General features: G+C 66.1%; 12 protein-coding genes and 1 pseudogene. 4 read left to right on the top strand and 9 right to left on the bottom strand.

All coding sequences use genetic code 11. The annotated features are described in order from the left end of the window. Positions 1 to 55: 55 nt before the first annotated feature. Together ABTZ94_RS32650 and ABTZ94_RS32645 are read right to left on the bottom strand one after the other, a co-directional pair. Positions 56 to 271, bottom strand: a pseudogene (locus tag ABTZ94_RS32650) (vWA-MoxR associated conflict system protein); the annotation flags it as partial. Positions 272 to 350: 79 nt separating this feature from the next. Beyond that, positions 351 to 809: an ATP-binding protein gene (locus ABTZ94_RS32645; RefSeq protein WP_351206265.1), complete on the bottom strand. Its 459-nt coding sequence runs from the start codon at positions 807 to 809 to the stop codon at positions 351 to 353. Between the two features lie 341 nt (positions 810 to 1,150). Between ABTZ94_RS32645 and ABTZ94_RS38060 the strand changes: the two genes are divergently transcribed. The 3 genes from ABTZ94_RS38060 to ABTZ94_RS32630 all read left to right on the top strand — a co-directional run bounded on the left by ABTZ94_RS38060 (position 1,151) and on the right by ABTZ94_RS32630 (position 3,112). Then, on the top strand, positions 1,151 to 1,444 hold the full coding sequence (locus ABTZ94_RS38060; RefSeq protein ID WP_502967348.1) for a hypothetical protein: 294 nt from the start codon (positions 1,151 to 1,153) through the stop codon (positions 1,442 to 1,444). A gap of 598 nt (positions 1,445 to 2,042) precedes the next feature. After that, entirely contained in the window at positions 2,043 to 2,930 is an 888-nt protein-coding gene (locus ABTZ94_RS32635) for a helix-turn-helix domain-containing protein (protein ID WP_502967347.1), read from the top strand. After that, complete coding sequence (locus tag ABTZ94_RS32630) at positions 2,927 to 3,112, top strand: DUF397 domain-containing protein (protein WP_351206263.1); 186 nt, start codon at positions 2,927 to 2,929, stop codon at positions 3,110 to 3,112. The genes ABTZ94_RS32635 and ABTZ94_RS32630 overlap by 4 nt, the downstream gene beginning before the upstream one ends. Positions 3,113 to 3,741: 629 nt before the next feature. Here ABTZ94_RS32630 and ABTZ94_RS32625 read toward each other — a convergent pair. The 3 genes from ABTZ94_RS32625 to ABTZ94_RS32615 form a co-directional block, all read right to left on the bottom strand. Continuing rightward, entirely contained in the window at positions 3,742 to 4,092 is a 351-nt protein-coding gene (locus ABTZ94_RS32625; RefSeq protein ID WP_351206261.1) for a hypothetical protein, read from the bottom strand. 17 nt (positions 4,093 to 4,109) lie between these two features. Beyond that, positions 4,110 to 4,487, bottom strand: a complete 378-nt coding sequence (locus ABTZ94_RS32620; RefSeq protein ID WP_351206259.1) for a polymorphic toxin type 30 domain-containing protein — start codon at positions 4,485 to 4,487, stop codon at positions 4,110 to 4,112. A gap of 90 nt (positions 4,488 to 4,577) precedes the next feature. Further along, positions 4,578 to 5,330 carry a hypothetical protein gene (locus ABTZ94_RS32615; protein ID WP_351206257.1) on the bottom strand — a complete coding sequence of 251 codons (753 nt, stop codon included), beginning with the start codon at positions 5,328 to 5,330 and terminating at the stop codon, positions 4,578 to 4,580. Positions 5,331 to 5,432: 102 nt separating this feature from the next. Here ABTZ94_RS32615 and ABTZ94_RS32610 point away from each other — a divergent pair, with 102 nt between their 5' ends. Then, on the top strand, positions 5,433 to 5,582 hold the full coding sequence (locus ABTZ94_RS32610; RefSeq protein ID WP_351206273.1) for a hypothetical protein: 150 nt from the start codon (positions 5,433 to 5,435) through the stop codon (positions 5,580 to 5,582). A 460-nt stretch (positions 5,583 to 6,042) separates the two neighbouring features. Here the strand turns inward: ABTZ94_RS32610 and ABTZ94_RS32605 are convergent, their stop codons facing one another. The 4 genes from ABTZ94_RS32605 to ABTZ94_RS32590 form a co-directional block, all read right to left on the bottom strand. After that, positions 6,043 to 6,333, bottom strand: a complete 291-nt coding sequence (locus ABTZ94_RS32605) for a TIGR02679 domain-containing protein (RefSeq protein WP_351206269.1) — start codon at positions 6,331 to 6,333, stop codon at positions 6,043 to 6,045. Positions 6,334 to 6,386: 53 nt separating this feature from the next. Beyond that, the gene (locus ABTZ94_RS32600) at positions 6,387 to 6,656 is read right to left on the bottom strand and encodes a hypothetical protein (RefSeq protein WP_351206255.1); all 270 of its coding nucleotides are present in this window, start codon (positions 6,654 to 6,656) and stop codon (positions 6,387 to 6,389) included. Between the two features lie 49 nt (positions 6,657 to 6,705). After that, positions 6,706 to 6,987 carry a hypothetical protein gene (locus ABTZ94_RS32595; protein WP_351206253.1) on the bottom strand — a complete coding sequence of 94 codons (282 nt, stop codon included), beginning with the start codon at positions 6,985 to 6,987 and terminating at the stop codon, positions 6,706 to 6,708. 27 nt (positions 6,988 to 7,014) lie between these two features. Beyond that, on the bottom strand, positions 7,015 to 11,112 hold a 4,098-nt coding region (locus tag ABTZ94_RS32590), incomplete at its 5' end, for a DUF6531 domain-containing protein (protein WP_351206251.1).

Below are 11,112 nucleotides of genomic sequence, written 5' to 3'. Positions count from 1 at the left end.
CGGTGGAGCCATGAATCCCACCGCAAGACCGCACGAGCCCGCACCGTCGAGGACCTCATCGCAGCGTAACCAACCGGCCACCCGACAGGCTCTCATGGGGCAGTCCCGCCAACTGGCGCGCTTCACGCAGCAGGTCTCTGGTCAGGACGTCGGCGAGCAGCGTGTTGAAAAGTACAACGGTCTTGGCGCACTCGATGAGCGTGGCCACCACGTGGGTGACCCGGGCGCACCAGGTGCGCCGCTGCTGTGGCACCAGGCCCGCCATGTTCCCCGTTGCCTCCCGCCGCCGATGCCGTGCTCCGCGAGCCTATAGACGGCATCGTGGCCTGTCAGCGCGACGTCCAGGGCCGTCAGCGCGGCAGATCCAGCTCGGCCACCACCGTCTTGCCAACGGGCACGCGGTCGAGGACGTCCCACCGGTCGGCGAGCGCCTCCACCAGGAGCATGCCCCGGCCGGTCTCCGCCAGCGGCGGCATCGGGGGGCGTGGCGCGCCCGGGGCGGGCGGCCGGAGTTCGCCCCGGGTGTCGGAGACCGCGATCCGCAGAGTCCGGCCGAGGATCTCGGCGGTGACCTCGAAGTCCCGGCCGGGCACGCGGCCGTGCGTGACGGCGTTGGCGGCGAGTTCCGCAACGAGCAGGGCGGCGGTGTCGGACGCCTCGCTGCCGTGCGGCACGCCCCAGGCGTCGAGCTGGTGCAGCACGAGGCGGCGGGCGAGGCGCGCGCCGCGCGGGGTGGAGCTGAAGCGCTGAACGAACACGCCTACGGTGGACAGCGCTTGACCGGTCGCGGAGGTGGGCGGTGGTGTCATGTGCCCAATCTGGCGGTATATCCGGACCGTTCACCAGCAGGGACCCGCGTACGCCATGTCGGCGTACGCACACGCGCCATGGACGGTACCGAAGGAAAGGCGCCCTCGACAGGAGGCCCGGGGAGTCCGCCCACCTGGTGGCGCGCGACGACTGGTCGTCCACACCCGCGGGCCAGGGAGCCGTCCGGATGGGACTATTCACTTTCCGTAGTCGGGCCTGGCCGCCGCGAGATGCTCCGCCACCGCCTGAGGCCAACTTTCGATCGAGAACGGGGCCGGCGTCTCTGCCGCGATCCATGCCGCAACCAGACGGGCGTGCCCAGCTCACGGAGACGGCGGACGTGACGCCTGACGGTCACAGTGGACAGGGAACACCACGCAGCCGTGCCGTCGAGGTCATACAGAACGGCCCCAGCGGTGAAGTCCATACGGCCGGCCCCGGTGACCGCGGGCAACTCGTTGACGATCTGGGCCGACTTGATGTCCATGGCGGCGCCGTCGGGCAGGTGGTCGACATACCCGGCGACATACCGCTCACGCTCCGGCAGGAAGGCGAAGTCGTCCACGCCGGGTTGGCTTTGGCCGGGGATGGACTGCTTGCCATAGCCGGTGCGGGCCTTGCGGTACGGGCGTGAGGCTGCGGGGGCGGGCAGCGTGGGGTCAGGGTGCTGAATAGCTACGAGATCGTCTTTCTATGGGTGCGATCTTGAGGTGAGACCCCGGCCGCCACAACTCGCCCACAATTAGTCATACTTGCTGGCCGTGACGGGGTGGGGAGGGAGGGGAGGTTTCCCAAAACCCCCTCCTGCCTCCCGGATGAACAACACCGCTCGGACCCCGGCCCCCGAACCCCGAAGCTCAAGCATCGGCCCGCGTACCTCTCCCTGACCCCCGAACGAGTGACAGGACAGTGCACGGTGCTCGAACTCCAAGACCCGGGACCCGAGTTCCGGGGCCGACGTCCGGGCCCCGCAGAGCCCGACATCCCCGTCAAGGTGAGCCACCGCGCGCTTCCGCCTGAACAGAAGTACAGCTGCCGCCTCCTCGACGGACGGGGGCCGGGGCGGGCGGGCGCCCCGCGCATGGAGCGAACGCCAGGACGCACCGACCTCGCGTGCGTACGCTGTGAGACCGCACACACACGCTCGGTGGCCGAACGCGCCACTGGGTGTGTCGGTGCGGCAGGGTCAGAAGCGGTACGGCGGAGCGGGTGCGCGCGAAAGGTGGCCGACGGTGGCCTACGAGAACACGGACGACGACGCTGCGGGAACGGCGGCGGGAGGAACGGGCACGGGAGCCGGCGCCGAGCCCGGGGTGTCGGACAGTCTGCGCACGTTCGGCGCGTTCGTCCAGGCCTTACGGGAGCACGCGGGCTTGAGCCGCGAGGAGTTCGGAGACCTGGTCCGCTTCTCCAAGCACACGGTCGCCTCGATCGAGCAGGGCCGCCGGATGCCGGACCGCGACTTCGTAGAACGCGCGGAGGCTGCGCTTGGGAACACGGGGGCGCTGAGGAAGGCTGCGCCGCATCTGTCGCGGCAGGCAGGGCTGGCGAGTTGGTTCCGGCAGTGGGCGCGGGTGGAGACGACGGCGATCAGCCTGTACACGTACGAATGCCGGGTGGTGCCGGGCCTGTTGCAGACGGAGGCGTACGCGCGAGCGGTGTCGCTGGCCGTGCCGCCGTTGCCCGACCCGGAGGAACTGGAGCAGCGGATCGCGGCGCGGCTGGCACGGCAGGAGTTGCTGGCGGTGACACGGAAGCCGCCGACTGCTTTCAGCTTCATCGTGGAGCAGGCGGTGCTGGAGCGGTGGACGGGTGGGGAGGCGGTGACGCGGGAACAGTTCGACTGGCTGCTGGAGTTGATCGAGCACAACTGGAACGTCGAGTTTCAGGTGATGCCGCTGCGGCAGCCGTCGCACGCGGGGATGGACGGGCCGATGCGTCTGGCCGAGACTCCGGACAATCAGTGGTTCGCCTACTCCGAAGGACAGCAGAACGGGCGGCTGATCGCCAACGCGAAAGAGATCAGTCTGCTCCAGCAACGGTATGCGAAACTGCGCTCGCAGGCCTTGACCCCCGAGGACTCCCTGGGCCTGCTGAAGCGATTGCGAGGAGCGCTATGAGCACGTTCGAACTGGCCTGGTTCAAGAGCAGCTACAGCGGCTCACAGGGTGACGACTGCGTCGAGGTGGCGAAGGGGACGCAGGCGATCCACGTCCGCGACTCCAAGGACCAGCTGAGCCCCGAACTCGCCCTCTCCCCCGCCGCGTGGGACGACTTCGTCTCCTACGCCACCCAGGGCTGACCCTCACGCTCCGCGCCGGACCCGTCCGGCGCGGAGCGCTGCCGTTCACCGGGCAGGCGGCGTCCACTTCCCCTTGTCGACGGCCTCCTGAAGCCGCGAGGAGAAGTAGGCGTGCGCTGCACGCATCTCCTTCTCGCGGTCGGCCTTGTAGAAGGGCGCGGTGTAGCCCTCGGGGGCTCGGGCCGCTCCTTCTTCGGGAAGGCGAGGAGGTGCTCGTAGTGCTCCTTCGTCTGCCCGAAGCCGTACGTGTATCGGTCACCTGCGATCTTGCGTACACCAGCATCGAACCAAGTGACCGCGTCGAAGTCCTGCATGAGCGGGAATCGGGACTTGTACATGGCCGCCAGCGCGTCAGCTGTGACTCCAAGCCACACAGCGACCAGGGAGTCGATCTCTACCATTCGCCGCCCGATCAGGGCGAACCCGCCATTGACAACGTACGCACGTGTGTCGACCAGGTCCCAGTGCCCCGGACAGCCAGGCCCGCCTTCTTCAGTACCGCCGGCGATGCGGACTTCGGGGATGGCGGTCTCGGACAGATCAACCTCTACGACGGCGTCACAGCGGGCCCTGGCCACCTCCCTCAACCAAGGCAGGCGCCTCGCATGCAGGTTGGCGCGAGTCCACGCTCACTCTGCCGTGCCGTTACTCGCCCCAGCGACGCGCGGGGCGAATTCCTCCATGTACTCGCGGTGTTCCACGTGGATCACGGATTCCGGGATTTTCCCCAGGGGTGAGAGATCGACACCGTCGAGCTTCCCGCATCCGTCGAGATCGGTCAGCGCGTGCAGGAGCGCCTCCAGGGCCACCCGGGACTCCTCGTGCGGGGCCAGCATGGCGATCAGGTCCCCTACCACTCTGGCTTGGGTGCCGGAGAGCAGGTTCACGAAGTCCTGAACGCGGTCGCTCGCCTCCGTACGCACCGCTTCGTCGGGACTCAGAAGGTCTCGGAGGAAGTCGACATAATATTTGCTTTCCATACGTCTCGTCTTCCAGTTCAGTGCGGGTACGGCACCGGCAGATGGCTGGGCCACGGAATGTGGGTGTCGTTGATCGCCGTCTCATTACAGTTCGGGCTATTCGGGTTCCCGATCTCCGCGTGGTAGAGCTTGCCTGCCTCGTCCTGGAATTGGTGCCCGATCTGGATGCGGTAGATGGGGCCGCTGCTGGCGTTGGGGCTGGCGTGTGGGCCGAGGTCGGTCCCGTGGACGCGCATACGCACCGTCTTACCTGTGACATCGTCCGTCCACTTCCACTTGCGCTCGGCAGTTCGCCCATCGTCACCTGCACGAAACGATTCTGACGCTCCATCAGAACAAGCTGCCGGACCAGCCCTGCACTCAGCAGCGGGCGGCCCGTCACCGGTCTCAGCCAAAATGTGGAACTACGCGACCGCTCACAACCGGCGCAATCCACGAAACGCTGCCTACAGCGCCAGGTGCGCCTCAGCTTCCTCGGCTGACCGTCACCAGTTGCCGTAGTCCTCGACCAGGTTGGCGATGAGTGAGAGCAGGGCGTCGGCCCGGTGCCGGTCGTCGCGCTGGTTCCGCAGGGCATCGTCGACTGCCTGGAGCCGGGCCAGGGCGGCCGGTTCGCCGTCCATCACGTCGTCGATCAACGGCTCGGTGATCAGGTCCAGGCACTCCGTGAGTAGTCGGCGGGTGCCGGGGAACGCCGGGCTGGGGTCGGGGGTGGAGAACACCCGGGTCAGGTAACGCGCAGGGTCCGTGAGACTCCAGCCGACGACGGCGCCGTGCTGGACGACGAGGGCCACGTCGGGGGCGATGCCAACGCGGGCCTCCAGCGGCTCGTCGAGGACGTCGAGGTCGCGCAGACCGGTCAGCACGGCGTCCCCGGGAGCACGGCACAGCACCTCGCACATCTCCAGCCGGAAGTCTCGTAGCTCGTCCGCGCGGAGTCCGCCCGAGCTTACTGCGGGCAGGACGGGAACACGGGCGGAATCTTCGGTGGAAGCGGACTCCCCCGGCAGCTGGAATGCGGCACCGGCCAGCTTCCGGCTCTCCCGGTCGAACCGGAGGACATCGGGCGTGTCCCACAGCCATTCCTGGCTGCCGAAGGTGGCCAGGAGAAACCGCTCACGTTCCTTCACGTCCGTGTAGTGCGCGATGTACACGGAGTTGCCCGAAAAACGAGGTGTGATGGGCAGCGGTTCACCCGTCACCGTTGCGTGCCAGTCGTTGTCGAAGGTCAGTCTCATGGTCAGTGCTACCTCACTCGATCCGCGCGGGGCATGAATCCGTCCTTGCTGGGGATCCCTCCCCTCACAATGTCCTCATGTGTGACTGGTGCACCGGGATCCGTGGCCTTACCGCCCAGCGCCGTCGCGCCGGACTCGCCCGCCCTGGACGGCCGCACGGTGGATGTGGTGGACCGGGCGACCGGGTGGGTGGTGCTCGACGGGCTGTTCCTGAAGGAGCTGAAGTCGGGGACGTGGGAGCAGGCGGGCTGACAGGGCCCCGTGGCCGGGGCTGCGGTGGCGGCGCCGAGGGTGGTTCGCGCCGCGGCTACGCGACCGGGTGCCGGAGCGCTGCTGCAAGCGGGCGGACAGCGCCTGGCCCAGCGCAAGCACGCTCAGGCCGAACATCAGGATGTCCAGGGGGACATGGAGCGACCGCATGTGCGCGATGCCCAGCACCACCTGCACTGAAGCGAGCACAAGGAAGCCGGACGCGTACAGGACGGGGCGAGGTGTCCCGCTGCCTGGCCGCCACGCCAGGATCGCAGCGGCGAATCCTTCAACAGGTCGTCGGTCTTCACATAGAGTACGGTTCGCGAGAGAGTCCAACTCTGTCTTCACACACTGACGTTGGGATCCCTCCTCCTATGCACGCAGGCGATCCTTCAGGAGCTTCGCCGTTCCGTACAGCCCATCCTCGACAACGACCCGCCACCACCAGCTAGGAAAAGGCTCAGTTTGCGCCGAGAGAAATCCTCCGTGCCAGGATGCTGGGGTCCTCCACGACGTGCACGACGGGCACCGGAGCTGCGGGCATGGTGAACTCCCCCGGGTTCCGGGCGTGGGCGAGCGTAAGGCTGATGGCCTGACCTGCCTCGGTGCAAACGCGGGCCACACGGGCGAGCAGGCCGTCACCGGCCGGGCGCAGTCCGCTGACGAGAACGGTGGCGGACAGGTCGTCGTCGGCGACGCCCGTGCGGGTCCACAGGGCGCGCCTGTCCCGCCGCGGACTGCGGCGGGACAGGTTCGCCAGGGCACGCAGGACGAGTGTGGGCAGGGGGTGCCGTCGTCGAGTGCTTACGCATGACCGTTCAGGACCCGAGCGGCGAAGACGGGCAGGGGTTCCGCCTGGCCAGGCAGCTCCGCGAGCACCTTGAGCGCTTCATACCGAGAAACGCTGTTGATCACCGACGGATTCAGCCTGGACCCTGCCTCGTCTGCATTCGGCATCTCCGCCGACCTTTCGTTCATCGCCGGGCGCGTAGTCGTCCGCTGGACAGGCATACGAAGCTCCTGGTCGGCACGGATGATCGTGGTCGTGAACCCGTCTACCAGTAGCTTCGTCATGTTGCATAGCCGACCAAATTACCTATGTCTACCTCAAGTTGAAAACAGCTCACTTCCCCTCAGGTTTCTTGACCCATTCGGCGAGGAGGTCTGTGAACTCATCGTCCGAGATGGCGCTTCCACCAAAGTTGAACCCTTGCCAGGCAAGCGCTCGCTGGAGAACATCTACTGGAATTCCGAATGCGCCGCGAAAGACTGCCACAAAGGAAACCGGCCCGAACGCGGGGCCGAGAAGTTCCTTTGCTAGCCTCCCGAGGTCCGTCGCGGACAATCCTTGATGATGCGCCACCCGAAGATTGTCAGTGACGTGCTGTATGAACTCATTTCCCATGGGTGTGCCTTATTCTTCTTGAAGTGACTAATGAGAAGGCGGTCTGAATACGACACCGACGTTACTGTAGTCTCCATGCGGCCCTCTCAGCTCGACTATTTCGACATCGGTGAATCCATGGCGTGCGGCCATCTTGCCGGTAAAGGTGGATCGTGCGGCCTCTTCGAGGGCTCGCATGTCACCGGGTGACGCACTCCGGGCGGCAGAATTGAAAGAATCCAAATTGTCTCGTAGTGTCCCGCCGTTCTGCCAGTAACCCTTGACGCCCTGCACCTCATTCCCGAAGCTCTTTATGGCACTGTCGAACATCTCTGAACCGCGTGGGGTGTCCGGCCCCTTCTCGATGACCAAGCTCATGATTCCCTTTTCGTCCAGGTCGGCCACGATCCCCTTCCCACTGGGATAGATGTCCATGTATGGGCAAGGTGCAAGTCCGAGAGGATCGGACCACGTATGTGGATTCTTGACGTACGTAACCGGATGAGGACTGGGCGACAAACCCAGAGGGTCGGACGAGAGATAGCGCGCGGTTTCCGGGTCGTAATGTCGAAACAGATTATAATGCAGGCTCGTTTCTGCATCGAAATACTGCCCCGGGAATCGCAGGGGTGTGTAAGTTGTACTTGCGACACTCCAAGCGGTCGTTCCCCACAGCGTGGTACGCGTCCACCATGCAACTTTCCCTGACTCGTCGATAAGTTCTTTTGGGGTTCCGACAAGATCTGTGACAATAGAGAAGAAGCGTTCATCTATGATTCGCCGGGGAGTGTCGGGCGAGATTATCCGTTCAGTCTGCGTGAGCGGGTGTAGGCCGTCGTGTTCCCAGGTCAATGCGACTGAGTTTGCCATGTCCTGGCTATGCGTCACCTGCTCACAAAGGGTGCTGCCATCCCAAGTGAAGGAGACTATTTCCCCGACGGACTCTCCGTCCTCACCGACGCGCTGCTTGCATGAACGGCGTCCCAGAGGGTCGTACCTGTAGTGCCATCTTGTACCGTCTGGCGTGGTCACAGCGGTAAGGCGGTCTTCTGCATCCCATTCGTAGCGCCAGGTATCCGGCTTGCGGGAGAGGCGAGTTTTCTGGCGGAGCGTGATGCGGCCGAGTGCGTCGTGTTCGTAGCGGATGGTGCCGGCGCGGGTGATGGCTGTACCGGAGTAGGAGCGAGAGCCGACGGCCTCTTGTCCTGGGTGGGCTGCGGGCCATGAAGCTTTGGTCTGGTTACCGGCTGCGTCGTAGGCGTAGTGCTCGGCCCAGTTCGCGGCGTGAACGGCGTTGACACGGCCGACGATGTCGAGTTCGAAGGTTTTTGGGCCGGAGAGCTTATCCGTGAGGCCTATGAGGTGGCCGTCTGCGCGGTAGGTGTAGTCGCGGCGTTGGACGCTGCGGTTGTCCCGGCCGGTGATGTGCTGGGTGGTGAGGCGGCCCAGGGGATCGTACTGGTTGGTCAAGCTGAGGGCGTCGCCGATGTGGCGGGCGGTTTCCTGGCCTGCTGCGTCGTGTTCGAAGGTGAGGGTGCGGCCGGAGGTGGTGAGGGAGGTGCGTCGGCCTGCGGTGTCGTAGGTCCAGGTGCTGGTCGCGCCGCTGGGTGTTCTGCGGCTGGTACGACGGCCAAGGGCGTCGTACCCGTACGATACGGTGCGGCCGTTGACGGTCTCCGACTTGAGACGGCCGTGCCGGTCGCGAAGATAGGTGAGAGTCGTGTCCGGGCCGGTTGCCTCGGCGAGTTGGTCGAAGATGTCGTATTCGAAGGTGGTGACCGCGCCTGCGGCGTCCTTGGAGACGATGCGGTCGAGGTCGTCCCGCTGGTAGCGGATGGTCTGGCCGAGGGCGTCGGTGCGGGCGGTGAGACGGCCTGCCGCATCGCGTTCGTATGCGAGCGTGCGGTTGTCGAAGTCGGTCTCGGATATGAGGTGGCTAGCCGCGTCGTAGCTGTACTTCCAGGTCAATCCCTGAGGGCTGAGGACCTGCGTGAGTCGGAGTTCGTGATCGTGAGCGAATTCGTAGCGCACGCCGTCCGGCCCGGTGCGTGCGGCCATGAGGTCGAAGTGGGTGTACTCGAAGTGGGAGACGGCGCCCATGGCATCGGTGTGCGTGAGGCAGTTACCCTCGCCGTCGTACGTCCATGACTGCGTGGAACCGTCTGCGTCGGTACGGCGGGACAACTTGCCTTCGATGTTCCATTCGAGGCGTGTGACCGCACCGAGGGGATCGGTGAGAATGGCAGGACGGCCGAAGGCGTCCCGGACGACGTGGGTGGCGGCGCCCAGAGGGTCGGTCATCTCAATGGGAAGGCCGGCCACGTCACTGCTGATGCGGGTGGTGTTGCCGAGCGCGTCGGTCACGGATGTGCGGTGCCCGCCCTCGTCGTACGTGTAGGTCGTCGTCGCGCCTGAAGCATCAGCGAGTGACACCCGGTTGCCGCGTTCGTCGTAGGTTTGTCGGGTGACTGTCCCGTCTGCGCCTTTGACGCGCACCGGTAGGCCGAGGGCGTTGTAGTCGGCGGTCAGTTCCCGCCCGTCCGGGCGGACTACCGAGGTGAGGCAGCCGTGTTCGTCGTATGTGGAGCGGGTGATGTGTCCGAGCGGGTCCGTGACGGACAGGAGGCGGTGGTAGCGGTCGTGCTCGTAGCGGGTGACAGCTCCCAGGGCGTTGATCTCGGCGATGACCTGGGAGCGGTCGTTGATCACGTATCGCGTGGTGTGGCCGAGGCTGTTGGTCATGGACGTCATGCGCAGGCCGGTGGTGGGGTCGGTGCCGTCCCAGGTGAAGTGGGCTTCGAGGTGGCCGTTGGTGCCTGTTTGGTACACGCAGCGGTCGTGTTCGTCGTAGACGTACTCGTACCGGCTGCCGTTGGTGTCCGTCCATGCGGTGATGCGGCCCAGCTCGTCGCAGTCAAAGCGCAGGGGCTTGCCTGAGGAGTTGGTGACCGTAGTGAGGTGGCCGTCGGTGTAGCCGTAGCGGAGGATCTCCTGGTCGGTGCCGTCCGGCGCGGCGCCCGCCAGGTGCAGGGCGGTGACCCTGCCGTCGTTCGTGGTGAGCTTCAGGTGGTAGCCGCCGTGGTGGACGATCGATGTCGGAGCGCCCGTCTCGTCGTACTCGAAGGTGATCCAGCGGCCGTTGCGGTCGTCGATCTGAGCCAGGAGCGCCAGCTCCCCGCCCGCATGGTCGACGAAGTACCGGACCCTGCCGGTTTCCGGGTCGGTAACGGTGTAGCCGTCGTCCACCCGGTCCAGAGGCCAGCGCCGACCATGCGTCGGCATGACAGGAACGCCGGGCGCGGGATGCGGATAGGCCAGCAGGCTGCCTTCGTTGCAGCTGAACACCACGCCTTCCGCGTCGATCTCCAGGCGCTGGTCGACCGTGCTCGACCAGCCGGTACCGAACCAGCGGCCGGCGCGGTACGAGGAGTCGAAGACGCGCTCGAAGATGAGGGGCAGTGATCCGGGTAGCGCGATGTCCGTCTGCGGGAGCAGCATGCGGCCGGTCGCGACGTCGATCGGGTCATTGGCGCATTTGACCTTGCTGCACTGCTGCCCGTTGGAGTCGGGGTTCTGTTCGTGGCCGTGCCGGTTCTTGCCCTTGGGGCGTTTGAGGAGGTCTTTCATCCCGGCACGCAGGCCGCCCTTGATCAGGCCGCCGCCTTTGGTGCCGGCCAGTTCGGGGAGGAGTCGGCCGATGAATTCGGTGGGGTCGCCCTTGGCGGCGTCCCAGGCGTTCTTGAGTGCTCGGTCGGGGTTGGCGGCGGTGGAGACGAGGCCGGCGAGCGTCATGTTGACGCCCTTGTAGTACTCGGCCGGGTGCGTCAGGTTGTAGGGGTCGGTCGGGTTGACCGAGCGGACGAAGTTCAGCAGGCCCGCGGTGCCCTTGACGATTCCGCCGCCGAAGTGGGCGAGCTCGATGCCCTGGCCAACTCCGTAGTCGAGGAACTCCTGCTTGGCCCGGTCCAGGCCGGTTGGCTCCTTCGGGGCGTGGGCCATCGCGGCGGTGATCGCGCCCTTGGCCGCCTCGGCGGCCTCGTTGCGCGCCCGGCGGGCGTCCTCCAGGATCTCCTGCGCGTGCTGCCGTTTGGCCGCGCCCGGATCGGAGAACTTCCCCGGGTGCGGGAGGGGGTGGTCGGTGTTGCG

The sequence above is a fragment of the Streptomyces sp. NPDC002785 genome, assembly GCF_040295565.1.
Taxonomy (GTDB): domain Bacteria; phylum Actinomycetota; class Actinomycetes; order Streptomycetales; family Streptomycetaceae; genus Streptomyces.
The sequence above is the reverse complement of the archived record's forward strand: the minus strand, read 5'-3'. Positions and strand labels throughout refer to the sequence as shown.